Consider the following 24,960-nt stretch of genomic DNA (forward strand, 5'->3'; position numbering starts at 1 on the left):
TATGAAAATCATGAAATTGAAAAAATTCATCTTGCTTTCCTGTTGTTTATCCGCATTGCTGATGGGAGGATGTACAAAAAATTATGCGGAGTTAAACGAAAATCCAAATGGTGTTGCAGTGGCAGTACCGGAGCGTTTGCTTAATCCTGCCTTGTATGATGTAGTGCAACGAAACATTAACCGCAGTCATCGCCTCAATAATGAATTGATGCAGGTATTTGTGCAGCGTAGCAATTATATAGAAGTTCAGCGCTATATCATCCGTCCAAGTGAATCAGATTACATGTGGAACAACTGGTACCTGCAAAAGACCAACTTTTTGGACATGTACAACATTGCCAAAACCAATGTTGCTGTGGTTGCCAGCCAGTCTAAAGCCTATATGGCCATTGCCAGTATTTTAGATGCGTGGGTAACTTCACTGCTTACAGATACCTATGGTGATGTGCCTTATTTTCAGGCCAATCAAGGTAAAATAAATAACATCCTTACCCCAAAATTTGATGCTCAAAAAGATATCTATCAGGATATATTTAAAAAGTTAGAGGAAGCCAATACCCTGCTAACCGGATTAAGTGCGGCCCAGTTATTAACTACACAGCAAAAGGGGCTGGATGCTTTATATGGAAGTGCAGCTACGCCAACTTTGGAGTTAGATATGTGGCGTAAGTTTGGAAATTCTCTGTACCTGAGGTTATTGATGCGGGTTTCTGCAAAACCGGATGCTATTGCAAACGGAAAGAGCCCGATTCAAAAAATCAATGAGGTGGTGACCAATCCCGCCCTTTATCCTATTTTTAACAGTAATGCCGAATCTGCAATCTTAAGGTTAACCGGAGAAACTTACCCTTTGCGTTCGCCTTTTGCAGGTTTCACCACTACAGATTACAATTCTGCAGGATCTTTAGCCGAGTTCTTTGTAAATACTTTAAAAGAATTTGGTGACCCAAGGCTTCCTTTATGGGCTACAAGGTACGATAACGATTATGTAGGCATTCCGAGTGGCTATCAGGTAGGGCAAATTCCTCCGGCACGTTCTACTTACAACCCGGATTTAATACTGGAGCCAAGGCTAGGCAACATTATGAATTATGCAGAACTACAATTCATATTGTCAGAAGCTGCGTTAAAAGGTTACATTCCCGGCGATGCAAAAACGTATTATGACCTTGGTGTAAAGGCTGCGATTGAACATTGGGGCTTAACCATGAGCGGTACTTATTTAACAAGTGATGCGATTGCCTGGGAAGCAGCCGGAAGTGTAGATCAAAAAATGGAGCAGATTATGGTACAAAAATATTTTACACTGTTTTACACTGATTTTGAGCAATGGTTTGAATACAGGCGTACCGGACATCCTACTTTATTACCAGGAACGGGCCTTGCCAATGACGGGCAAATGCCTTCAAGGTTATATTATCCTGTTTTGGTACAATCAGTAAATGGGAATAATTATCGGGAGGCAGTAGCAAACCAAGGTCCTGATGATTTAAAAACTAAAGTTTGGTGGCAAAAATAATTAGAACTTGCAAATGAAACATTTAAAATATAGCTTACCTGCAGTGGGTCAAACCGCGCTGGTATTGTTCTTACTGCTGATTACGGCATGTTTAAAAGAAGACCTCAATCCCGCTGAAGGTATACCGACTGATTATATTGCTTTACTTGACGTCAGGAAGATTTATCGAAACGAAGAGGTGGTGCTGAACACAACGAATATGACTGGTGCTACAAAAATAACAGGCGTAGTTATTTCTGATATTACTGCTGGAAATATTCCAAAAGGCATTGTAGTTATTCAGCAAGCCACCAGAGGAGAACTCAGAGGCATAGAACTGAATTTAGGTGCAGGGGTTGATGTCCCTTACAAAATGGGTGATTCAATCAGCGTGTCTGTGCAGGATCTAAAAATGAACCGAAATCAGGGTGCCTTGCAAATTATGGTAGAAGATGTCGGTAGGATCACTAAAGTGGCGGATAACCGATCTACAGACGTTACAGAGCTTAGTTTGGCAACCTTAAATGCAAACCTTTCCAAATTTGAGAGTACTTTAATTAAAATTCCAAATGTAGACAATACCTCTGCTGCGGTCACCTTATCCGGCGATGTCAGTGTTAAAGAACCATCAGGTGCTACGGGAAGGGTGCACACTGAACCTGCAGCTACTTTTGCCAATAGAGCTGTTGCTGTTAATGCCTCTTTTACGGGTATAGTTAGGCTTAACAATATGGTATCGGAAAATTTAGCAGCACAACTGTGGTTAATCAATGAGGCCTCCATTAGTGATGAAAGCGGGGCTTTATATGGTGGCTTTCCTGAAAACTTTGAGGGTGGAGATGCAGCAATTACTGCCGCTGGGTACTCAACAAAAACAGGAGCCTTATCAACCGGTAGTTATACACTAACCAATACGGGCTTAAATAAAGAAGCAAACGACCTTGCGGTTAGTGGTGTATATGCGTTACGGATGAACCAGAATTCAGCATCAGACTCCTGGTGCACCATGAATTATGATTTGCCAAATGGTGCAACTAAAGTCACAGTTTGGGCAGGTTCATATGGTGCAGCGGCAGATTTAGGTTCTACCTGGCGGTTAGAATACTCTAGAAATGCTGGAGGCAGCTGGTTGCAAATAGGAGAAGATATTCTTACAACCAGTAAGGTGAAGAAGCTATACACTTTTTTAATGGATATCAAAGGGCCGGTACGTTTTCGCTTTGGTAAAAAGGGGATTGGTTCTTCAAGTGTGAGTAATCAGAATGGCAGGTTAAGTATGGATGATTTTTCAATTTATCGAAATTCTGCAGGAGCTCCGGTGGTTATTCCCGAATATAAAGGAGTGATGGGCTGGCAGTTTAGCACAGCTGCGGGCAACGAGGCTACGGCCTCAGCTACCAGCGTTGATGTCGGTTTAAATGTGGGGATCTTAAGCCGTGGTGCCGGACTGGTAGCAGGAGGATTGGTAAGAAGCTTCGCTTCCACTTCACTCGGCCCAATAGTAACTTCGACCAAAGAACTTGCCATTGCACAGAATTCTTATTATCAGGTATCGTTTTCAGTAAAACCGGGATATAAATTTTCCCTTTCAGCAATTGATGCCATATTAAGAAGAACTGCCGCGGGAGCCAAATATTTCCAGTGGTATTATAGTTTAGATGGACTGAATTTTAAGGAAACGACCTGGACAGGAGAAGTACTTTTTGAAGATACCAATACAAACGGTATTCCCATAGCTCCCTATTATGTATATGAAACTCCGGAACTCCAAAATATCCCTTCAGGAAAAACAGTCACTTTACGGATGTATTGCTGGGGTTTCACAAATGCAAGCACGGGTAATTTCTCTATAGGAAGGACACCGGCTTCAACTTTAACAAATGCACTTAGCTTGGGTGGCACTGTGACACCACAATAACGAAATTGATATTAAAAATATAAGAAATGAAAAATTTAAAAATTAAATTGATGTTTCTGCTGGTTGCAGCAGGTTTGTACAGTGCAAAAGCACAAAAAGGAATGTTGTATCCTAAATTTCCAGAGAGTTTTGAAGGACAGGAAATTAAGCCAGATGGCTACGCAAAAGCAACAAATGAACTAACTACAGGAAAATGGTGGTTTTACGGTGCAAGGATTGACAGTTTTGCAAATGATCATCCAACTAGTGGTAAAAATGCGGCGAGATTTGTTGGCAACAATACAAAGCCAGCATATGTGCAGATGAATTTTGATTTAACCGATGGTGCCTCTAAAGTTATTTTCTGGTACAGCTCTTATGGCGCAAAAGCAGATAAACCTGGCAAATTACAACTAGAATACTCTGTAGACGGAGGAAAAGAGTGGAAAAATGCCGGCGAGGAAATAGAGACCAAAAGCAAAATAAAGCAAGCCGCAACCATCAATTTAGATATTAAGGGAAATGTGAGGTTCAGGATCCAAAAACTGGGTCTGGGTAGTGAAAAAGAAGACGCTGCCGTATCTAATGGACGTGTAAGTTTGGATGATTTCTCCGTATATAAAAACTAAGTAAGCAAGATGATTCAGCGGTTATTAATTCTACTTTTCTTAAATTTAAATGCAGGTGTTTTGGTAGCCCAGTCTTACAGCCTGGCTACCTATAACATTCGTGGGGATATGGCAAAGGATGCACCAGCGAATACCTGGCAGCAGCGTAAAGTCATGATTCCTGATTTGATTCGTTTTCATGATTTTGACGTGTTTGGTGTGCAAGAAGGAGATCCTAACCAGTTAAATGACCTTCAAAAAGCATTGCCAGAATACACGCTGGTGGCTGAAGGTAAAAATAACGGGCAAAATGGTTCCGCTATATTCTTTAAAACCCAATCCTTTCAATTGAAAGGTAGTAATAACTTTTGGTTGTCTCCCAATCCTGATAAAAAGGGAAAGGCCTGGGATGCTAAATTTGCCCGTGGCTGTACATGGGTATCTTTAAAGGATGTTAAAAGCGGAAAAACATTTTTTTACTTTAACACACACCTTGATCATGTGGGGGTGATGGCCCGAAAAAACAGCACCTCACTTTTATTGAATAAGGTAAAAGAAATTGCAGGCGATAATGCCGCTGCATTGGGCGGCGACTTCAACTTCTCTCAGTACGATGAAAATTATGCCGCATTTAAAAACTCAGGTTTTTTACAGGATGCATGGGAGACTACAAAGTTAAAATATGCTCCGAACGGGACGTTCAATGGATTTAACATCACCCGTAACTCCGATGAGCGTATAGATCATATTTTTCTCAGTGAAAAGTTTAAAGTGGAGCGTTATGGCATACTTACCGATAATTTTGGAGGAAAGTTGCCATCAGACCATTTCCCGGTTATGATTGTAGTGGAAAATAAATGATCAATAAATAATCCCCATTGCGCAATGGCGCTCCTTGATATAAGCTTAGTATTCGCTTAACATATTCTAAACATACACGGTATACCTTTGATGGCATCATCAAGGGTATATTTTTTTATGCAGCATTATAATAAAATACTTTTATGTACTACATTGCATACTTATAGTTCTCTAGGGCTATTTGCTAACCAGATATTTGTATGTTTTTAAAACCGGCTGCAGACGCTGAATTACTGAAGCGTTTCCGTAATGGAGATGAAAAAGCTTTTAAGCAGGTATACGATGACCATCATTTTAAGGTTTATCAGTATGCCTATTCTTACCTCAAAAACAGAGAGCAGAGTGAGGAAGTAGTGCAGGAAACTTTTTTAAACATCTGGGTAAACAGAGGAAAACTGAATGAAGAAATGCCAGTGGCACCTTATCTGTTTTCTATTTGTAAAAGACTGGTGCTGGATGCTTTTAGAAAAGCTGCCAGTATCAACGCATTAAAAACAAACCTTAAAGTAAGCAATATGGAAGCAGATAACCATACCGAAGAGGTAATTATGCTCCAGGATTTAAAACGATTTTCTGAAGATGCCATTGCCGAATTGCCAAAGCAGCAGCAAATGGTATTTAAGTTGAGCAGGTCTGAAGACCTGAGCTATGAGGAAATTGCGGCACATTTGAACATTTCCAAAAATACAGTGAGGAACCATTTGGTTGTTGCGCTAAGAACTTTGAGGGCTCAGTTTGAAAGCCAGGGGATCTTTTATACCGCATTAATGATATTTATAAAATATTTTTAGTCCAACTAGTCCTTCTCCATTTTTCATCCGTATTCTATATATAACGGCAATAAGCCGGGAATAAAAAAGGATGAACATCAACAAAGATCATTTAGCATATCTTCTGAATGCATATACCAATAATGCCATTACCGACGAGGAATTGGAAGAACTTTCTGGTTATGTACTCGAGGCAGATGTTGATCCTGTTTTAAATGAACTGATGCAGGACTTCATGGACAACATGAAAAGAGACCCTAATCTTGTGGTGCGCAAGAAGGAACTTTATGAAAACATCACTGCTCATCCGCTTTTTAAAGCCCAGTTATCCCCGAATGCAAAAGTGTTGGACCTGCAAAATTGGAGAAAAGTTTTTGCCTATGCAGCTGCTATATTGTTAATAGCAGGCAGCGCAGTGTTTTTTTACAAGCAGCAGCGGCAAAGCACAAAAAACAACAATATGGCCTTTGTGAAAAAGGACAACTTGCAAGGCGAACCTGTAAAATATATATTGCCTGATGGATCTGAAGTTTACCTTGGTGCAGGCAGTAGCATCGGTTATCCTGAAAGTTTTGCTGCTGATACCCGGGAAATAGATTTAAAGGGGGAAGCATTTTTCCAGGTGAAACATGATGCTGAAAAAGCATTTATCATCCATACCGGGGAAATTAACACGCAGGTATTGGGTACCTCTTTTAAGGTTAGTGCCTTTGCAAATCAACCCGTAGTGGTTGCTGTAGCTACCGGGAAAGTTGGCGTAATCAAAACAATTGGAGAAGAAAAAACAACCTTGGCCTTATTAACCCCAGGACTTAGCCTAACCTACAATACAGTTACCAAAAATGCAGTGCAGCACAACATAGAAGTGTATAGCCTGTTGCAATGGAAAGCTGGAGAGCTGGTGTTTGAAGACCAAACCATTGCAGAGATAGCTGTAGAATTAAAGCGTCGTTACGGAATGAAGATAGAGGTAGTAGACCAGGAGATTGCCAATAACCAGGTGAGTGGTACTTTCCAGGCTGGCAAGTCAGCTCAGCAAATCATGAAGATCTTGGCCATAGCCGGTAAGTTCAAGTTCAAAACAATTAACCCACAATCTTTTAAGATTTATAAAAACCAATAATGCTTATGTAAATAAATTACTCAAAACTAAAGACGCCCTGTCGGGTAGACAAGGCGCTTAAAGAAGGTAAGAACCTAAAGATTTGCGATCACGTTGGTCCTTACTGTCATTTAATACAGGAAATTAACCCATATAATTACAAACATATGCAAAAAGTAGTACAACTACTTCCAATAACGCAATTTATTAAATATAAAAAGCGTCAGTTATTTACACAATTTATGCTGGTCATGGCACTGCTGATGCTTATAGCTTTTAATGCCAGTAGTCAGGACTTGTCCGCTAAAAAAGTAAGTTTAAATTTAAAAGGAACTACAATCAAAGAAGCCTTTAACGCTGTACAAAAGCAAAGCGGAATTACCTTTGTTTTTAGTGAAGATATAAAGAAATATGCCACAGTTAAAGTGACACTTGCAGAAAAAGACATTACCGTTAAAAGGGCTATTGCCCTGATATTACGAAATACCAATCTTAAATCTACACAGGTAGATGATCAGGTAGTAATTGATGAAATTACAATTGCCATAAAAGGAAAAGTGACCGATGCTGAAACAGCACAGCCCATACCTGGTGTAAGCATTAGGTTAAAGGGTGGTACGGCAGGCGCGGTTTCAAATAACAATGGCGACTATGTGATTGACGTTCCAAACGCAGGCAGTGTGCTGTTATATTCTTATATCGGTTTTACTGCTCAGGAAGTAGCCATTAACGGAAGGACAGTTTTAGATGTAAAACTATCTCCATCGGCAGAAATGCTGAATGAAGTAGTAACTACTGCTTTGGGTATTAAAAGGGAGGAAAAAAGCCTTGGTTATGCCTTGACAAAAGTAGATGGCGAGGAGATTTCAAAAACTGCGCCGGGAAATTGGGTAAATGCATTATCAGGAAAAGTACCCGGACTGAACATTTCAAAGGCTGGCGCCGGACCAGGTGGTTCCGTAAGAATCACCCTTAGGGGACAAAATTCATTAGATTTGGATAAAGGAGAACCGTTAATTGTTATTGACGGGGTACCAGTTACCAGTGGTATGGTTAGTAATGACGGAAAAAGTTATGGCGCTTCTGGTAATCAGGAAACCCCAATAGATTATGGTAACGCCCTAAGTGAGATCAATCCTGATGATATTAAAGATGTGACAGTATTACGTGGACCTTCTGCTGCTGCCTTATATGGATCGAGAGCTGCATCTGGAGCTATATTAATTACCACCAAATCCAACACAGAAAAAAAAGAGCGGTTATCCGTATCTTTTAATTCAGGTATTACTTTAGATCAGGTATTGCGTTATCCGGATTTACAATATGAATATGGTGCAGGTACGCTTGCAGGTAATGCTTATTATTCTTTTGGCGCATCTCAAGATGGCATAAATACACATTCCGGCGCAAGTTGGGGCCCTGGATTTGAAAACAATGGACAAGAATATTTTCAATTCAATCCCGAAACACAAGCTGTTAATTCATTTAGAACCCCATGGGTGGCTGATAAAAATTATACCAAAGACGCATTTAAAACAGGCTACACCTATAACAATACCTTATCCATAAGTGGGGGAGATAGTAAGAATTCTGTAAGGTTATCTTACAATGATCAGCGTAACGACTACATTCTGTCAAACACAGGATATTCATTTAACCGGTTCTCTTTTTCCAGCAACAGCAAGTTGAATAATCTCCAATTTAGCACAAGGGTAAATTACTACCATAAGGGAAGTGATAATTTGCCGCTTTCAGGATACAATACCAATACTTACATGTATGCAGTAATGTATGGTAGTGCTAACATTCCTTTTAACTGGCAAAGGAATTACTGGGTGCCGGGGCAGGAGGGCATAACGCAGAGTAACAGACTAAATTCAGCTATTGATAACCCTTATTTTATGTTGTATGAAAACCTGAATACGCTGAGCAATGATCGGATTTTCGGTAACATCACAGCCACATATACTTTTAACAAGGAAATGAGTTTGCAAATGCGTGGTGGTATTGATCAAAGTGAATCCTTAAGAACATCGCGCAGACCATACAGCACTGAACGCTTTGCACAAGGCCGCTACCAGGAACAAACCGTAATTTCTAAAGAGCAGAACTTTGATTTCCTGTATAAGTATGATAAACAGGTTTCAAAAAATATCAGGATAACCACCTCAATAGGTGGAAGTACAACAAATCAGGAGCTTAGGAACACCACTATCATTGCAGAACGTTTGGCAACCGCAGGATTATACTCCTTAGCTAATTCTAAGGACAGGCCCCTTGTAGTGCCACAGTCGCCAAGAAAGGTGATTCAAAGTTTGTATGGACTATCACAATTCAATTATAAGAACTATTTGTTCTTAGACGTAACCGGCCGTAACGACTGGACAAGTACATTACCTGTAAACAATAACTCGTATTTTTATTATTCAGGATCGGCTAGTGCCGTTATATCAGAAATGTTTGACCTTTCGGCCGTAGAACCATTGTCATTTTTAAAGCTTAGGGCTTCATTGGCCCAGGTTGCAAATGATACAGAGCCTTTCCGTACAAACTATTCGTACCAAACATCAGAATTTGCCGGCAGCTATGCTAATCCCCGGTTATTGCCTGGCGGAAGTGACCTAAAACCGGAGATTATCACAAATCGCGAGTTAGGTATTGATATCCGTTTTTTTAAAAGCAGGCTTAATTTTGACCTTACGTATTACAACGCCAATAGTAAAAATCAAATTTTGCAGGTGCCAATTGATCCGGCTGGTGGTGCTTCAAACCGGATATTTAATGCAGGTTTGATTAACAACAGGGGCTGGGAAGCAGCGGTTACCTGCGATATTTTAGGCAGAAGTAACAAACTTAAGTGGAAAACAACGCTTACCTGGTCAACCAATAGGAGTATGATCAAAGAACTGGCTCCCGGTATTGAATCGATTATTATGGCTACAGGCCCACGTGGCTATATAGAAGCTCGTGTAGGTGGCGCCGTTGGTGACATATATGGATCTGGATATCTGCGCGCACCCGACGGACAAATCATACATAAAGATGGTCTTCCGCAAATTGATACAGAAAATTTTGTTCTCCAGGGCTCATCAGTACCTGATTGGAAGGCGGGTATCAACAACCAGTTTACCATAAAGAACTGGAGCTTCGGCTTTTTATTTGACGGGCAGTTGGGCGGAAAGGTTTATTCATTCTCGCATTCTGTACTTGCTTCAAACGGGAAGCTGGTATCTACAATCCCAGGGCGTTATGAAGGTATAGTTGGTGAAGGTGTAAAGCAAAATGCTGATGGAACTTATAGTCCGAATGATGTTCTGGTAACTGCGAGTACATACTACCGCGAAATGTATGCAAGGGATAATATGGAATCAAATATATTTGATGTTTCCTACATTAAGCTTCGTGAAGCTAACTTGGAATATAAATTCAGTGATAAGTTTTTGAAAAAGATTGGCGGAATACGTTCGGCTTCATTGGTACTTTTTGGTCGTGATCTGCTACTGTTCACCAAATTCCCGCTATACGATCCTGAGATAGCAACACTAAACAGAAACCGAATCGAATCTGGGTTTGAAACTGGTCAATTTCCTTCCACCCGCAGTTTTGGCGCAACACTTAAAGCATCATTTTAATTAAGATTATGAAACTAAATATAAAGAATTTGAAAGTTATAGTCACACTGTTAATCATTGGTTGCTTAACAGCCTGCACTAAAAACTTTGAAGAAATCAATACAGATCCAAACCAGCTGACTGCCGTGCCGCCGGGTACATTATTGGCACCGGCGCAGTTTGATGCAATGGAGATTCTCCTTACGCGCTCGCACCGTTTAAATAATGAAATTATGCAATATACCGTAGATATGGGTGCATTAAATGATTTTACACGCTACGAGTTCAGGGAAAACGAGTTTGATGCAATTTGGTTAACACTTTACCGTACAGCTAACGATATGAACCAAATGTACCTGCTGGCAGAAAAAACAAATGACGTTAACAATATGGCAATGGCATTGGTGATGAAAGCCTGGATGGTTTCAAACTTGACAGATATGTTTGGCGATATCCCTTACAGTGAAGCATTCAAAGCCCGTGAGGGATTATACTATCCTAAATTTGATACGCAGCAGTCAATTTATACTTCTTTACTTGCCGACCTGAAACGGGCAAATACGCTATTCTCGCTTACTAAGCCATTTGAGGCTACTGATTTAATTTATCCGCTGCTTGATAGCAAAATTGACGTATTGAAATGGAAAAAATTTACCAATTCTTTACGCCTTCGTTTATTAACACGCGTATCTGGCAGGCCAGAGATGAATGCTGCTACCGAAATAGCAGAAATTGTTGCCGATCCGTCTACATATCCAATCATCGCAAGCAACGATGATGAAGCTATGATGAGATACACCCCCGTAAAGCCGTTTTTAAGTCCTTTTGTAGAAATGACATCGACAGCGTTTAGTGGCAGCAGAAGAATGGGAAAAACCTTGATGGACCTGATGAACACACCTTATGTAGATGGAAGGAGATTTAGATATGCTACAAAAGATAATAATCCTGTTGCCGCGAGTCAGGCCTATGTAGGCATTGGCAGTGGCTATTCAGAGAAGGAAACCGCTGAGATGGCAAGTGCAGGTTTTGGTGCTTCTACCTTAGCAACAACGCTCAAGGGGAGCAGTTATCCGTTTCCTATTTTAACCTGGTCTGAAGTGAATTTCAATTTGGCGGAAGCTGCATTAAAAGGTTCGATTCCTGGAGGTGTTACTACTGCGCAGGGATATTACAATAAAGGTATAGAAGCCTCATGGAGACAGTGGAACTGTACCTGGGATGGCACTGCGGGTACTAATTTCCTTGCAAGGGCGGCAGTTAAATTTGCAGGTACAACTGCTACTTTAGAGCGTATAATGACCCAGAAATATGTAGCAATGTTCTTCTGTGGCTTCGAATCCTGGTATGACTACCGCCGTACTGGATATCCGGTGCTTCCAATTGGTCCGGCTGTAGCAAACGATGGTATACTGCCAAGAAGATTTGAATACCCATTAATAGTGAAAGCAACAAACAAAGAAAATTACGAACAAGCTGCGGCAAGAATTGGCGGCGATAACTTAAAAACAAAAGTATGGTGGCAACTATAATCAATGGAACGATGTTTAAATTTATCATCGTCCTATGTGCAGTAATTCTTTTTTCCTGCAAGCAGGACATGGCCCGGGCAGTCCCTTCCGGTGATACCACGTTGAGGGTATTGTCTTACAATATATATGAAGGATTTAGAAATGACCAGACACTAAAAAATAATTTTATACAATGGATAGATAGCCTGAAACCAGATGTAATGGCATTCCAGGAACTGAATGGTTTTACCGGCGATAGCTTTAGAGCTTTTGCAACGCAATTAGGCTATCCCTACACCGTTATGCTGAGGAAATCGGCTTTCCCCATGGGATTGGCATCAAAATACCCCATCAGCAATATTGAGAAGATAGTTGACGGTATGCGTCACGGCTGTTTACGCGGTAAAATTCTTAACTTCAATTTTTTTGTAACCCATCTTGAACCCAATAGTTACCTCAACAGGCATTTGGAAATTGAAATCATCAAAAATGAAATTGCTGAAATTCCTGCCACACAAAAAACATTGTTAATGGGTGATTTTAATAACATGTCGCCCCAGGATAGCGTAGCTTATGACAATGCAGAAAAAATGCGTTTGGTAAGACAATCGGAAACCAATAACCCAGATGTACACATTTTAAACAATGGAAAGATTGATTATTATGCTGTTCAGACGATGTTAGAGAACAATTTTTATGATACCTGGAAATTGTTTAACACGGGCTACGATAAAAGTGCACCCACTAAAGTCAGGAACCATAACAACTACACCAGGATAGATTATATTATGGTTAATGAAACCTTGAGACCGGATTGCCTGGACGCCCATTTAATCAAGGATAACACTACGGATTACCTTTCCGATCATTATCCGATGTTCCTTATCCTTAAAAAATAAATTTCAATGATAAAATTATTAAAAACTTCCATTTGTGCAGTGCTGCTCACGGGCTTGTGTTTTCCGTTGATGGCACAAAAAAACGCCACCTACGTGAATGCCGAAAGTTTAACCATTATTGGGAAGAGTATGGCAACTGCGAATGTATATGATCGTGCAGATACAAGTAAATACAGCACCTTACCTGCCAGGGTTAAACAGTTGTTAACCAACACTGCGGGAGTTGCGATAAGTTTTACCACAAACAGCACTTCCATATCTGCCAAATGGTGTGTAACCATGAGTAAGGCATACCCTAATTTAACTGCGATTGCCAATAAAGGACTGGATTTGTACATCAAAAATAATGGTAAATGGCAGTATGCGGGTATCGCTAAGCCAACAGGCGTATGTAGTGAAGGCTTACTGGTAGACGGAATGTACAATGTGGAAAAAGAATGTCTTTTGTACCTGCCCATTTACGATGCGGTTAGAAAACTTGAAATTGGAGTGGATGCAAAAGCGGAGATTAAAGCTGCCTCAAACCCTTTCAAAAAGCGAATCCTGGTTTATGGTTCCAGTATTGTGCAAGGGTCTGGTGCAAGTCGATCCGGGATAGCCTATCCTGCACAGCTTTCCAGACTTACGGGACTTAACTTTATAAACCTTGGCTTAAGTGGGAGTGCGAAAATGGAACCCGAGGTAGCAGATATGGTGGCCGCCATTGATGCCGATGCATACATCCTGGATTGTGTGCCCAACAGCACACCGGCACAAATTACTGAACGTACCGGCTACCTGATTAATACCATCAGAAAGCAACATCCGGATGCGCCAATTATGGTAATGCAAAGCATTGTTCGCGAACAGGGTTACTGGAACAAGAAAACAGGTGCTGTGGTAAAAAATCAAAATATCAATATACAGAAAGAAGTAATGACCTTGTTGGAAAAGGGAATGAAAAACCTTTACTTTATTACTTCAGAAAACCTGATTGGCAATGATCATGAAGGTTCTGTGGATGGTGTACATCCAAATGACCTTGGATTTTATAGAATGACACAACAGTTGCTTCCACAGTTTACAGATATTTTGAACAAACACGGTATTACAAACAAATAAAAAATACAATGATCAATAAGTTTAGCCTAATAGCCCTTATTTCACTATCCACTACTCTGTCTGTTGGCAGTGTAAAATCTCAAAGTCACCTAGTAAACGTATTCCTCGGATCGTCAGGTGACCATGGGCAAATGTCTCCGGCAGCAACTTCGCCATTTAGCATGATGAGCATAGGTCCGCAGACTTATCCCAAGTTACATGCCGGATACGAACACAAGGCAAAGTTGTTTTTGGGCTTTACGCACAACCGTTTTGAAGGGGTGGGCTGTCAGGGTAGCGGCGGAAACTTACTGATCAAACCTTATCTGGGCACAGACCCTCAAAAATCTAAACTGATTAAAACATCAGAATCAGCCGCTCCTGGAAATTACCAGGTAGCTTTTAGCAATAAAATTAAAGCCACTTTTGCAGTTATGGATAAGCAGGGCCTGGAGCACTACGAGTTTCCTGCTGGTGCGAAAGGTTTTTACCTGGATTTAAGCCATACACTTTATAATCGCTTTGTTTCAGAAGAACATCAGATAGAGGGCCAGATGATTACTGGTTCAGTTTCTGCAAAAACCACTTGCAATGAAGGAACGTATAAAATTTATTATGCGGTAATGATCAATAAGCCAGTAAAATGGACCGATAGCGGTAACCATAAATTAACCGCTGTGCTGGAGGCAAAAGAAACTGATGCTGATATCCGTGTGGCATTTTCTTCTGTTGATGTACTGCATGCTAAAGCAAATTTGGGTAAGGAAGGTTTTGCTGTTTTGCAAAGTGCAAGTACAAAAGCATGGGATGATGTTTTAGGACGCATTAAGGTGAATGGTGACGTTGAAAAGAGTAAGCTTTTTTATTCGCTATTGTACAGAACGATGCAATCTCCTTATGTGATTTCGGAGCAGGATGGAAGTTTTCGGTCTACAGACGGAAATTTACGAAAAAGTAAAGAAACCATGTACAATGGTTGGGCCATTTGGGACAACTACCGTACCCAATTGCCTTTGTTGGCCATTACGCTGCCCGATAAGTACCAGGGCATGACCGCTTCGATGGCAAACCTCTATGCCTATGGAAAAAAAGACTTTGCAACGCAAAATGAACCTACAAATACAGTGAGGACAGAACATGCTATTGTAGTATTGCTGGACGCTTATCGCAAGGGTTTTAAAGTAGATTTTGCGGCAATTAGCGATTCACTTATGGCTGATATTGATCGATTGGATTATACACACCCTGACAAAGCTCTAGAATCCAGTTACGATGCATGGGCCTATTCGCAAATTTTAAAAATCCTTAAAAAGGATGAACTGAGCGCTAAATACCTGAAAAAGGCTGCGGAGTACAAAGCTTACTGGAAAAAAGATTTTGAAGATCAAACTAAGAAGGATGTAGACAAAGTAGCTGCCAGAGGTTTGTACCAGGGTACCATTTTACAATACCGTTGGTTTGCTCCTTTTGATTTAAAGGGCTTACAAGAATTGATGGGCGGTGAAAAGGCTTATATTAAACAGCTGGATTACTTTTTTGAAAATGACCAATACAACCATGCCAATGAACCTGATACCCAGGCGCCTTTTATGTACAATGCTACTGTAGAGCCCTGGAAATCGCAATTTATGGTGCATAAACTGGCTGGGGATACCGTTGTGCAATATTATTTTAACGACAACAGCAGGGGTATAGATCCTTTTATTGACAGGATTTATAAAAATCAGCCGGATGCCTACATCCGCACCATGGATGACGATGCAGGGGCGATGTCGGGCTGGTATGTGTTTGCCGCCTGCGGTTTTTCTCCTGCATGTGTAGGCTGGCCTGCTTATTACTTAAATGTGCCTTTGTTTCCTGAAGTTTCTTTAGCATTGCCGGGAGGAAAATCGTTTAAAGTGGTAACAGATCACTTCAATAATAAGCATCCCTATATTGCTAAAGTGAGCTTGAACGGCAAGGTGCTCGATCGTTTGTGGATTACCCACGAAGAAATTATAAAAGGTGGCGAATTGATAATTACCGCTTCAGATAAACCGGTTACTACTTTGGGAATAGAAAACCTCTGGATTTCGGACATGAACAAATAACGCTTTGCCTTAAAAACTGTATACTTGTTTTAAAACAAGCCAATGCAGGAATTAAAGAAAGTAAATGCAAGCACAGCAATAGCAAGATTTATCCATACTGAATATGCCAGCGGGATTTTCCTGTTGTTGAGTGTTGTGCTGGCTATTGTTTGGGCCAATTCTTCAGGAAGCGATGTTTACCATCATCTATGGGAAGTTGAATTGGGGCCATTGTCTTTACATGCCTGGATTAATGATGGGCTGATGGCAATTTTCTTTTTTGTAATTGGCCTGGAATTGAAACGTGAATTTACGGAGGGAGAGCTTTCTACCCTTGGGAAAGCATTGTTGCCCATGACGGCCGCCCTTGGTGGGATGCTGGTTCCGGCAATCATTTATTACCTTATCAATTATGGTAGCCCGGCAAGTACCGGATGGGGTATTCCGATGGCTACAGATATTGCCTTTGCACTTGCGTTGCTCTCTATGGCCGGCAAACACATTCCTGTTTCTGTAAAGGTTTTTCTTTCTGCATTGGCCGTAGCCGATGATTTGGGTGCCATACTGGTGATTGCCTTTTTTTACAGCAACGGAATAAATTTTATTTCCTTATTTGCTGGTGCCGCTTTTTTACTGGTCTTATTTGCAGGCAATAAATTTGGTGTAAAAACCATTTGGTTTTATTTGTTTTTAGGTATTGGCGTATGGACGGGCTTTCTGCTGTCGGGCGTTCATGCTACCATTGCGGGAGTTTTAGTAGCATTTAGCATTCCGGCAAATGTTGCGGAGAAGCTAGAGGGAGGCTTGCATCCCTGGGTGGCATTTATTATTATGCCTTTATTTGCATTGGCCAATTCGGGGATCAGGATTGGAGCGGACTTTGGCCAGGCATTGCTGAACCCGGTTTCTTTCGGGGTTGCCGCAGGTTTGGTTATTGGAAAGTTTACCGGGATATTTTCATTTACCTGGTTATTGGTAAAAGCTGGCTTTAGTACATTACCCAGTATGGCCAGCTGGAAACATATTGCCGGGGTAGCCTTATTGGGTGGTATCGGTTTTACCATGTCTATCTTTATCAGCGGACTTGCATTTGAAGATCCTGTTTTTATCAACCAGGCAAAATATGGTATTCTGCTGGCTTCTGTGCTTGCAGGAATTATGGGCATACTCGTCTTGAAAAGAGTCCGTTAAAATTGTCTTTGATTTCGGGATTGGTAATCCTTACTTTCGCATTTTAATCCCTTACAAATGAATATGCTGACCGGCCTTTTTGATTTTAAGCAAAAAGTTGATTATAAAACAGAAATTTTGGCTGGTTTAACTGTAGCCATGACCATGATGCCCGAGTCGCTTTCTTTTGCAATTCTGGCTGGGTTTCCGCCTTTGGCTGGTTTATATGCCGCATTTATTATGGGCCTGGTTACCGCAATATTTGGAGGACGGCCAGGGCTCATTTCTGGTGGTGCAGGAGCTGTAGTGGTAGTTTTAATAGCCTTAATGAAATCTAATGGCCTGGAATATGTTTTTGCGGCAGTTGCCCTGGCAGGTGTTTTTCAAATTATAGTGGGCCTTTTTAAACTTGGTAAGTTTATTCGCTTGGTACCACAGCCAGTGATGTACGGCTTTGTAAACGGTTTGGCTGTCATTATATTTATGGCACAACTGGAGCAGTTTAAAACTGTTGTAAACGGACAGCCTACCTGGCTTTCTGGTAATCCCTTACTCATTATGGGAGGACTTGTTGCACTGACCATTGCCATTGTACTTATTTTTCCAAAGATTACTAAGGCCGTACCACCCTCATTAGTGGCTATCATAGTGGTTTTTTTACTGGTGCTGGTTTTTCACATAGATACAAGAACAGTAAAAGACATTGCTTCTGTAAGTGGTGGATTTCCACCGTTCCATATTCCGCAGGTACCTTTAAACCTGGAAATGCTCAAAGTGATTTTTCCTTATGCTTTAATTATGGCTGCAGTTGGGCTGACGGAAGGCCTGCTGACTTTAAATTTAGTAGATGAAATTACCGCTACAAAAGGTAATCCTAACAGGGAATCTCTGGCGGAGGGAGCAGCAAATATTTTGAATGGCTTTTTCTATGGAATGGGTGGCTGTCCGATGATAGCGCAGACCTTTGTAAACCTAAATGCCGGGGCCAGGGCCAGGCTATCTGGTATTGTGGCCTCACTTACCATACTAATGGTTGTTTTGTTTGCTGCGCCGATTATAGAAAGGGTGCCTATGGCAGCTTTAACAGGCGTAATGATTATGGTTGCCATTGGTACATTTGAATGGGCAAGTTTCCGGATCATCAACAAGATGCCCAAACAAGATATATTTGTAGGTATCCTGGTGGCTGCAATTACTGTTTACTTGCATAACCTGGCCTTAGCTGTGCTAATTGGGGTCATCATTTCAGCGTTGGTTTTTGCATGGGAAAGTGCAAAACGCATCAGGGCAAGGAAACACATTGATGAGAACGGAGTTAAGCATTATCAAATCTACGGGCCTTTGTTTTTTGGTTCGGTTGCAGGTTTTAATGAAAAGTTTGACGTTATGGGAGATCCTGCCGAAGTAATTGTTGATTTTAAAGATAGCAGGGTGGCAGATATGTCTGGTATAGATGCACTCAACAAATTAACAGAAAGATACGCTAAGTCGGGTAAAAAGCTTAACTTACTAAATTTAAGTGACGATTGTAAGCTGATGCTGAAAAATGCAGCTGATGTAATTGAAGTGAATATTTTGGAACGTTAGTATAAATTAAAACAAGCCAGTATGACGTATCTTAAACCTGTAATTGCTGGATTGAGTTTTATTTTGTTTTTCATTTTTTCTTCTGGAAGCAACTGTTTTGCACAACGTACTGTTTTTAACAAAGGCGGTGCCGAGCGCAAAGACTATTATGAGGAAATCCCTTACGAACTGGTAAATGGGGTGATGTTTGTCACTGTGGAGATTGAAGGCCTGAAGCGGAAGTTTCTTTTCGATACCGGGGCACCTGTGCAAATAACACCAGAACTTTTCAAGATATTAAAACCAAAGGTTGATGGTAAAGCATCCACTACGGATGCGACTGGTAAAAAATCTTCTTTACCTATTGTTATTTTAAAGGCACTTAAAATCAATCAACTGTCTTTTGCCGGGATCCCGGCACTGGTTTCAGGAAGTAATTTATATGCGTGCTGGCAGGTAGATGGGGTAATAGGAAGTAATTTGCTGCGTAATTCAATAGTACAGCTGGTGCCGGGACGAAAGGTAATTATACTGACTGACATGGAGGATAAGCTGGCCCTGAATAAGAAAAGCCAGATTGCTCTTGTTGCTGGGGAGCCACAAAGCTATCCGTATTTTAAAATCCAATTGGGCGATAAAGCAGATCTTGAAGTTGGCTTTGATACGGGTGCAAGAACGCTTTTAAGCCTTACAGAAAAGGATGCAAAGCAATTTGTGGCAAAGGATGTTGTTGAGCTTATTTCAAGAGGATATGGCAGCAACAGGATGAGTATTTTTGGATTGCAGGCAGCTGATAGTTTATCGAGATGCAGCGTCCCTAAATTGAGTATAGCTGGCTGTAATTTTAATAATTTGGTTACCGAAACCAGTAAGAGCAGCCATACCCGCATAGGCGCCAAATTACTGGACTATGGGATTGTAACGCTAGATTTTATTCACCATTTCTTTTATTTTGAACCTGTAAGAAACCATATAGATCTTAAAGAACAATTGTGGCCGGTAAAACCTATTGTATCAGAAAATAAATTGGTCATTGGCGTGGTATGGGATAAAGCGAAAGGGAAGGTGCTCGCCGGTGAGCAAATTGTAGAAATTGATGGCGTATCCTGTGAAAATATGAACCTCTGTGATTGGCTATGCGGTGCTTCGGAAAAGATGATGCTGAAACCGGCGGTAATACTTACATTGAAAAGCCTGGATGGGAAATCCAGACAACTGGAGATCTTTAAAGAATCAAGTCACTAACACTTCACCCAAATAAGTATTCGGCGAAAAATGTTTCTCATCAGCAGATCTAAAGCTTAAGTAGCAATGAACGGTATGCCCACTAAAACTTTGTGGGAGTGTTAAACTTGCTTCTCCGATTTTCCTGATGCCTGCATCTGCGAGATAAGAAAACTTCTCTTGCGCAGGACAATAAGCTACCAGAATGACTACATCGTCTGCAGCGGCCAAATGAGTGAAAGCTCTGTTTACCCAGGTAAAGACTAGTTCTCGGCTTTCTGTGGATGTTGCTGCTGCAGAGGAGGCACAGAATAAATTGCCTTGTGTAAATAATAATTCTTTAAAATCTACTACATCATCAGGGTAAATCCCCGCAACAGAATATTTCATGTTGTAAGATAATGCTGCGTTCATTGGGGTGTATTGTTCAATATTTTGAAAGCCTTTTTCAATGATAGAGCCAATGGAGAGTAAAAATGACCTAAACAAAAGCATTTTTGATTGCTGCCTTAATTGACCTTCTGTTGACGGCTTGCCACTTTTTCTAGGTAAGCCGCGCATGTAATCAATACCGCGCCAGCTAGCGCCTACCACTGTTGCTACTTTGCCCGAGAAAGGGCCTGTGATCCCGAACTTATATTTTGCCATATTTTTGCATTGTTTAAGTAGAAGCTTAATTTAAGCAATTTACGGATAAACAGTCAAAAAGTCATATTGTTGAATATTATTTTTGTATATTGGGAAATATACCACAAAGTCTTAACCCGGTACACTCCGGCCCACATGGTACCAGACTCTGGTACCGCTGGTAGGCATGTATTCACATAAAACACACTTTAAACACATTTCGTTCACGAAAAGGTATCTCTTTGTGGCTTTTGTGTGAACAAGGTGTGAACAAAGTGTGAACACGCATGCCGTTTTATTCGAATTAGTGCTAAGCCTGGGGGCTTTCCATATCTCCTGATTTTATTTAAGTAGAGTGTTTCCTGGCTATCCTAAATAAGTATATTTTAACATTTAATTTGCGGCGGTCAAACTTTTAATTACTTTTGCGCCTACTCGGGGGATTAGCTCATTTGGCTAGAGCGCTTCGCTGGCAGTGAAGAGGTGATCGGTTCGAATCCGATATTCTCCACCCATTTTTAAAACCTTTCAGTTAATCCTGGAAGGTTTTTTAGTTTTATACATTGATTGGGTCTCGATTTTTTAGGTCTTCCAAAGAAAGTAGCTGATATACTTCCTAAATAGGCGCAGGCTGTTACAAACCATGTTCAGAAATACTATCTTAAACAATCAGCTTGTCTTTAGTGTTGTCCACTAAACTTACCTTATGAACAGGATTACAGGAATAATATTGATTATAATCGGGGCGATTATGCTCATTTGGACGGGCTTTAGCTATACTAAAAAAGAAAAGATAGTGGATGCCGGCCCTATACAAATCTCGGCGGATAAGCAGGAAACGGTCTACTGGCCTCCTTACCTTGGCGGTGCATTGGTTGTTGGTGGAGTGGTAATCATTGCATTTTCCAAAAAGAGCTAAATGCTAACTGGATCTAAATGTGCAGATGAGCTATTATTTGTAAACCTGACATTTTGAGCGTAAATTGCTGAGTAATGGAACAGCATGACGTGAAGATAGCCTTGAAGAAACCAATTTACCCGGTGTCTCCAGCGCTACAGAAATACCTTAAGACCTATCAGCGGGAATCTAAACTGCCCATAAGCTACGACGATATGCTTCAGTTCGATGAATCCTTTCCGATCATGGATAAGTACGGGAAGGATTCGCTTTGGGAAGGCCCTATTTATTCCAGTAGCCGGATGGATGAATTGCAAAATGGACTAAAGGTAATCTACGCCCATTTAAAAGCATCTGGTAACTTACGCATAGTGCAGCATAAGTACATCGATAAAATAGAGTATTGTACTTTTGGCAACACCAACCCATTTAGAGTTAGGATAGTAAACCGCTTAAATGATGTGTACGATTACTTTTACGTAAAACGTGCAGATGCATCCCGGATTTACGGTTTAGAGTTGGAAGAAATCTTATCTCCAAATCAGGTAAATTACCTGGTAGATCGGGACACTTTAATTGAAGAACATATTGCCGGGATTCCTGGAGACGTATTTGCTCAAAAATATTTACACAATCCGGAATACAATCCCACACGTATTGCAAAAGAATTTGTGAAATTTAATGAACGCTGCTTAGTGATGTTGCTTGGCGATATGCGTGCTTATAATTTTGTAGTTCAAATTACGCCTGACTTTGATGATATCCAATTTAGAATCAGAGCAATTGATTTTGATCAGCAATTTTATGAAGGTAACATTAAAGTTTACCTGCCACAGTTTTTTAAGGAGAACTTTCCATATGTAAAAATGTCTATGGAGCAGCTTACGGATAAGACTTTCTTGCAATATCAGCAGGAAGAAAAGTCATCATTGTTGCATCGGGTGCGTAGCGAGCGTCATCGCCTGGCCGATTTACGTGATGTATCCAATAATGAGGTGCTTACAACAGCCGAGAATATAGCAAAGCTTAAAGCTGGAATGGCGGCGCATTTCGAAGATCCTTTATATCTGGACTGTGAAACAATGACAGATATTATTGAACTGAACATCAAAAACATCATTAGACAGGTGAAATTATAAAATGGAAGAATCTATTGAAACATTAAAATATCCTATTGGTCGTTTTATAGCGGCGGAGACTTATGCGCCGCATACCTTAAACGCCTGGATTCATAACATCCGGATTTTGCCTGTACTGCTTGATGGTTGTATTGAGAACCTGGATGAGGTTCAGCTCAATACGCCATATAGACCAGGGGGTTGGACAATCATTCAGGTTATACACCACATTGCTGACAGTCACATGAATGCCTACATCAGATTGAAATTGGCTTTAACAGCCGATCAACCAACCATAGTTCCATACAATGAGCAGCTTTGGGCGGAGTTACCTGATGTATTTGATGTGCCTGTAAATATGTCGGTTACTCTGGTTCATGCCTTGCATGTGAGATGGACAACTATGCTCAGATTGATGAAAGACGAAGATTGGTTGCGTAACTATTATCACCCGGAAGATGATAAGCTTGTTGCCTTATGGCAAATGACTAATATGTACAGTTGGCACGGCAAACATCATGTAGAACAGATCATGGCCTTGCGTAAAAGAATGGCTTGGTAGCGCTTAGCTGTTTTTGTCTATTACCTCAAGCAAATGGTTCAGGTCCTCCTCTGTATTGTAAAAATGAAAAGAGACCCGGCTTCCGTTTCCACGAGCTGAAAAGAGTATGTTAGCTTCCTGAAGTTTTTCGGCTACTGTAGCAGAAATGCTTAAGTTAAAAATAGATGAATGCGATTTTCGCTGCGTTACAGCCAGGTCAAGCAGGCCTCTTTCTGTAAAGGCTTTTCTGGCTTTTTTACTGAGTTGACTGATCTGGTTTTCAATAAAGCTTAATCCTGTCTTTTCTAAAAATAAGATAGAGTGGTTTAAGGAGCCAAAAGACAAAGTATCCTGATGTCCGGGTTCAAAATATAGGGACAAAATGCCTCTGTTAAGTAAGAATGGCTCGGTAGGCATATTTGCGGATTGTGCTTTTGTATACAGCAACTCATTGATTTTGTCTTTTATAAATACAAATCCGTTTCCAAATCCACCAAGCATCCATTTATAGCCACTTGAAATAAGTACATCCAGTCCTGAAGCTTCAAAATTAAATTCTGCAGTGCCACAAAATTGAGTTCCGTCAGCAACAATCAGGAGGTCAGGAAACATAGATTTAATTTTTTTTATAGATTCAAAATCTATTTTTATCCCGCTGATGTATTGTACAAGGCTTAAAGCCAGGACACTTGGTTTAAAGCTTTTTATGTTTGCGATTAGGTTTTCTTCCAACTGATGGTCTACAGCAACATAATCGCATTCGTAACCGCGGCTTTGCACAGGATAATTTACAGAAGGATAATCTTCCTGTAGCAATAAGAAGCGCTGAGGTCCTTCCAGTCCATTCAGAAAAGTATTAAATCCAAAGGAGAAGTTTGGAACAAGAAAGGTGTTTGATGCTTTCGCACGAAAAAGGCGGGCGAGATTTTGTCTGGTTTCCTGCATAACTTCCTGTTGTTGCAACCGGAAGGTACTTCCCCGTTTCAGAAAATCCTGGTCATGGTTATTGCGCCAGTCAAGCAGAGGTTTTGACAAAATTCCTGAATAGGCAGTGTTTAGGTAGGTGTATGATTGCAGGACAGGGTACAAGGCTTTGAAATTCATATCAGAAATAAAATGATAACTAATGCTAAGTTATAAAATATAGGACGGTTAAGGTTTATAGAATCAATTTTATTAAGTTTACTGGAGCATGAAAAAGATTGTAGTATTTACAGGGGCTGGCATCAGTGCCGAAAGCGGATTAAAGACATTCAGGGATAAAGATGGGCTGTGGGAAGGCTACGACATCAATGAGGTAGCTACACCTGAAGGATGGAGGCGTAATCCATCATTGGTACAGCAATTCTATAATGAAAGGCGTAAAGCCGTTCTGGAAGCAAAGCCCAATGCGGCGCATACTGCCCTTGCTAAATTGCAAGATAAGTATGATGTTCAAATTATTACTCAAAATATTGACGACTTGCATGAAAGGGGAGGTTCAAAGAATGTATTGCATTTGCATGGAATCATTACCCGTTCTCAATCTGATGTAGATGCATCGCTTACTTACCCGATGGAGGGTTGGGAGCTTACCTCGGCCGATGTTTGTAAATATGGTAAACCTTTGCGGCCTCACGTGGTTTGGTTTGGAGAGGAGGTTCCCAATTTAAGACTTGCGGCAGAAATGTGTGATACTGCCGATATTTTTGCCGTTATAGGTACTAAGCTGGCCGTGTATCCTGCTGCTGGGCTAATAGATTATGTGCCTGCACAGGCACTAAAGTATGTGGTAGATCTTGATATTTCTAACGTACAAGGTCGCAACTGGATGAAAATACAAGAGCCCGCAAGTATTGGCGTGCCGCAAATGGTGGCAGCGCTAATGTAAATTTAGGGATAATGTGTACTTTAGAGGCTTTGATCTTTTT

At 40.8% G+C, this 24,960-nt stretch carries 20 protein-coding genes and 1 tRNA gene; 19 read left to right on the top strand and 2 right to left on the bottom strand.

Annotated elements, in window-relative coordinates:
• Positions 1-10: 10 nt before the first annotated feature.
• From LPB86_RS08095 to LPB86_RS08160, 14 genes are all read left to right on the top strand, one after another.
• Entirely contained in the window at positions 11-1,519 is a 1,509-nt protein-coding gene (locus LPB86_RS08095) for a SusD/RagB family nutrient-binding outer membrane lipoprotein (RefSeq protein ID WP_230642259.1), read from the top strand.
• A gap of 13 nt (positions 1,520-1,532) precedes the next feature.
• A complete protein-coding gene (locus LPB86_RS08100) occupies positions 1,533-3,416 on the top strand; it encodes a DUF5689 domain-containing protein (protein WP_230642260.1) in 1,884 nt (627 codons plus the stop codon).
• 26 nt (positions 3,417-3,442) lie between these two features.
• Positions 3,443-4,024: a hypothetical protein gene (locus tag LPB86_RS08105; RefSeq protein WP_230642261.1), complete on the top strand. Its 582-nt coding sequence runs from the start codon at positions 3,443-3,445 to the stop codon at positions 4,022-4,024.
• Between the two features lie 9 nt (positions 4,025-4,033).
• Positions 4,034-4,864 (top strand): endonuclease/exonuclease/phosphatase family protein, encoded by an 831-nt coding sequence (locus LPB86_RS08110; RefSeq protein WP_230642262.1) that lies wholly within the window; start codon positions 4,034-4,036, stop codon positions 4,862-4,864.
• Between the two features lie 200 nt (positions 4,865-5,064).
• Positions 5,065-5,655 carry an RNA polymerase sigma factor gene (locus tag LPB86_RS08115; RefSeq protein WP_230642263.1) on the top strand — a complete coding sequence of 197 codons (591 nt, stop codon included), beginning with the start codon at positions 5,065-5,067 and terminating at the stop codon, positions 5,653-5,655.
• A 70-nt stretch (positions 5,656-5,725) separates the two neighbouring features.
• Complete coding sequence (locus LPB86_RS08120) at positions 5,726-6,757, top strand: FecR family protein (RefSeq protein WP_230642264.1); 1,032 nt, start codon at positions 5,726-5,728, stop codon at positions 6,755-6,757.
• A 146-nt stretch (positions 6,758-6,903) separates the two neighbouring features.
• Positions 6,904-10,368: a SusC/RagA family TonB-linked outer membrane protein gene (locus LPB86_RS08125; RefSeq protein WP_230642265.1), complete on the top strand. Its 3,465-nt coding sequence runs from the start codon at positions 6,904-6,906 to the stop codon at positions 10,366-10,368.
• A gap of 8 nt (positions 10,369-10,376) precedes the next feature.
• Positions 10,377-11,879, top strand: coding sequence for a SusD/RagB family nutrient-binding outer membrane lipoprotein (locus tag LPB86_RS08130; RefSeq protein ID WP_230642266.1), 1,503 nt, complete (start codon positions 10,377-10,379; stop codon positions 11,877-11,879).
• Positions 11,864-12,757 carry an endonuclease/exonuclease/phosphatase family protein gene (locus tag LPB86_RS08135; protein WP_230642267.1) on the top strand — a complete coding sequence of 298 codons (894 nt, stop codon included), beginning with the start codon at positions 11,864-11,866 and terminating at the stop codon, positions 12,755-12,757. Before LPB86_RS08130 ends, LPB86_RS08135 begins: the two co-directional genes overlap by 16 nt.
• Before the next feature lie 6 nt (positions 12,758-12,763).
• Positions 12,764-13,858 carry an SGNH/GDSL hydrolase family protein gene (locus LPB86_RS08140; RefSeq protein WP_230642268.1) on the top strand — a complete coding sequence of 365 codons (1,095 nt, stop codon included), beginning with the start codon at positions 12,764-12,766 and terminating at the stop codon, positions 13,856-13,858.
• Positions 13,859-13,866: 8 nt separating this feature from the next.
• Entirely contained in the window at positions 13,867-15,927 is a 2,061-nt protein-coding gene (locus LPB86_RS08145) for a glycoside hydrolase domain-containing protein (protein WP_230642269.1), read from the top strand.
• A gap of 42 nt (positions 15,928-15,969) precedes the next feature.
• Positions 15,970-17,097, top strand: coding sequence for a Na+/H+ antiporter NhaA (gene nhaA / locus LPB86_RS08150; RefSeq protein ID WP_230642270.1), 1,128 nt, complete (start codon positions 15,970-15,972; stop codon positions 17,095-17,097).
• A 57-nt stretch (positions 17,098-17,154) separates the two neighbouring features.
• Positions 17,155-18,663 (top strand): SulP family inorganic anion transporter, encoded by a 1,509-nt coding sequence (locus LPB86_RS08155; RefSeq protein ID WP_370632802.1) that lies wholly within the window; start codon positions 17,155-17,157, stop codon positions 18,661-18,663.
• Positions 18,664-18,684: 21 nt separating this feature from the next.
• Positions 18,685-19,887, top strand: a complete 1,203-nt coding sequence (locus tag LPB86_RS08160; protein WP_230642271.1) for a retropepsin-like aspartic protease — start codon at positions 18,685-18,687, stop codon at positions 19,885-19,887.
• Here LPB86_RS08160 and LPB86_RS08165 read toward each other — a convergent pair.
• Positions 19,876-20,514 (bottom strand): DUF6266 family protein, encoded by a 639-nt coding sequence (locus LPB86_RS08165; RefSeq protein ID WP_230642272.1) that lies wholly within the window; start codon positions 20,512-20,514, stop codon positions 19,876-19,878. The genes LPB86_RS08160 and LPB86_RS08165 overlap by 12 nt on opposite strands.
• 416 nt (positions 20,515-20,930) lie before the next feature.
• Between LPB86_RS08165 and LPB86_RS08170 the strand changes: the two genes are divergently transcribed.
• The 4 genes from LPB86_RS08170 to LPB86_RS08185 all read left to right on the top strand — a co-directional run bounded on the left by LPB86_RS08170 (position 20,931) and on the right by LPB86_RS08185 (position 23,071).
• A tRNA-Ala gene (locus LPB86_RS08170) sits at positions 20,931-21,004 on the top strand.
• Positions 21,005-21,199: 195 nt separating this feature from the next.
• On the top strand, positions 21,200-21,412 hold the full coding sequence (locus LPB86_RS08175) for a hypothetical protein (protein ID WP_230642273.1): 213 nt from the start codon (positions 21,200-21,202) through the stop codon (positions 21,410-21,412).
• A gap of 74 nt (positions 21,413-21,486) precedes the next feature.
• Positions 21,487-22,530: a hypothetical protein gene (locus LPB86_RS08180; RefSeq protein ID WP_230642274.1), complete on the top strand. Its 1,044-nt coding sequence runs from the start codon at positions 21,487-21,489 to the stop codon at positions 22,528-22,530.
• 1 nt (position 22,531) lies between these two features.
• On the top strand, positions 22,532-23,071 hold the full coding sequence (locus LPB86_RS08185; protein WP_230642275.1) for a YfiT family bacillithiol transferase: 540 nt from the start codon (positions 22,532-22,534) through the stop codon (positions 23,069-23,071).
• Between the two features lie 3 nt (positions 23,072-23,074).
• Here the strand turns inward: LPB86_RS08185 and LPB86_RS08190 are convergent, their stop codons facing one another.
• Complete coding sequence (locus LPB86_RS08190) at positions 23,075-24,154, bottom strand: aminotransferase class V-fold PLP-dependent enzyme (protein WP_230642276.1); 1,080 nt, start codon at positions 24,152-24,154, stop codon at positions 23,075-23,077.
• An 88-nt stretch (positions 24,155-24,242) separates the two neighbouring features.
• Between LPB86_RS08190 and LPB86_RS08195 the strand changes: the two genes are divergently transcribed.
• A complete protein-coding gene (locus tag LPB86_RS08195) occupies positions 24,243-24,920 on the top strand; it encodes an NAD-dependent deacylase (RefSeq protein ID WP_230642277.1) in 678 nt (225 codons plus the stop codon).
• The last annotated feature ends 40 nt before the right edge of the window (positions 24,921-24,960 follow it).

Source organism: Pedobacter sp. MC2016-14 (assembly GCF_020991475.1).
Taxonomy (GTDB): Bacteria; Bacteroidota; Bacteroidia; order Sphingobacteriales; family Sphingobacteriaceae; genus Pedobacter.

What these genes read in the sequence shown, in the direction of transcription:
- LPB86_RS08145 (WP_230642269.1), top strand. Translation starts at nt 13,867, where the DNA reads ATGATCAATAAGTTTAGCCTAATAGCCCTTATTTCACTATCCACTACT.
- LPB86_RS08190 (WP_230642276.1), bottom strand. Translation starts at nt 24,154, where the DNA reads ATGAATTTCAAAGCCTTGTACCCTGTCCTGCAATCATACACCTACCTA.
- LPB86_RS08195 (WP_230642277.1), top strand. Translation starts at nt 24,243, where the DNA reads ATGAAAAAGATTGTAGTATTTACAGGGGCTGGCATCAGTGCCGAAAGC.
- LPB86_RS08120 (WP_230642264.1), top strand. Translation starts at nt 5,726, where the DNA reads ATGAACATCAACAAAGATCATTTAGCATATCTTCTGAATGCATATACC.
- LPB86_RS08135 (WP_230642267.1), top strand. Translation starts at nt 11,864, where the DNA reads ATGGTGGCAACTATAATCAATGGAACGATGTTTAAATTTATCATCGTC.
- LPB86_RS08125 (WP_230642265.1), top strand. Translation starts at nt 6,904, where the DNA reads ATGCAAAAAGTAGTACAACTACTTCCAATAACGCAATTTATTAAATAT.
- LPB86_RS08180 (WP_230642274.1), top strand. Translation starts at nt 21,487, where the DNA reads ATGGAACAGCATGACGTGAAGATAGCCTTGAAGAAACCAATTTACCCG.
- LPB86_RS08105 (WP_230642261.1), top strand. Translation starts at nt 3,443, where the DNA reads ATGAAAAATTTAAAAATTAAATTGATGTTTCTGCTGGTTGCAGCAGGT.
- LPB86_RS08175 (WP_230642273.1), top strand. Translation starts at nt 21,200, where the DNA reads ATGAACAGGATTACAGGAATAATATTGATTATAATCGGGGCGATTATG.
- LPB86_RS08130 (WP_230642266.1), top strand. Translation starts at nt 10,377, where the DNA reads ATGAAACTAAATATAAAGAATTTGAAAGTTATAGTCACACTGTTAATC.
- LPB86_RS08165 (WP_230642272.1), bottom strand. Translation starts at nt 20,514, where the DNA reads ATGGCAAAATATAAGTTCGGGATCACAGGCCCTTTCTCGGGCAAAGTA.
- LPB86_RS08155 (WP_370632802.1), top strand. Translation starts at nt 17,155, where the DNA reads ATGAATATGCTGACCGGCCTTTTTGATTTTAAGCAAAAAGTTGATTAT.
- LPB86_RS08140 (WP_230642268.1), top strand. Translation starts at nt 12,764, where the DNA reads ATGATAAAATTATTAAAAACTTCCATTTGTGCAGTGCTGCTCACGGGC.
- LPB86_RS08160 (WP_230642271.1), top strand. Translation starts at nt 18,685, where the DNA reads ATGACGTATCTTAAACCTGTAATTGCTGGATTGAGTTTTATTTTGTTT.
- LPB86_RS08185 (WP_230642275.1), top strand. Translation starts at nt 22,532, where the DNA reads ATGGAAGAATCTATTGAAACATTAAAATATCCTATTGGTCGTTTTATA.
- LPB86_RS08100 (WP_230642260.1), top strand. Translation starts at nt 1,533, where the DNA reads ATGAAACATTTAAAATATAGCTTACCTGCAGTGGGTCAAACCGCGCTG.
- LPB86_RS08095 (WP_230642259.1), top strand. Translation starts at nt 11, where the DNA reads ATGAAATTGAAAAAATTCATCTTGCTTTCCTGTTGTTTATCCGCATTG.
- LPB86_RS08115 (WP_230642263.1), top strand. Translation starts at nt 5,065, where the DNA reads ATGTTTTTAAAACCGGCTGCAGACGCTGAATTACTGAAGCGTTTCCGT.
- nhaA (WP_230642270.1), top strand. Translation starts at nt 15,970, where the DNA reads ATGCAGGAATTAAAGAAAGTAAATGCAAGCACAGCAATAGCAAGATTT.
- LPB86_RS08110 (WP_230642262.1), top strand. Translation starts at nt 4,034, where the DNA reads ATGATTCAGCGGTTATTAATTCTACTTTTCTTAAATTTAAATGCAGGT.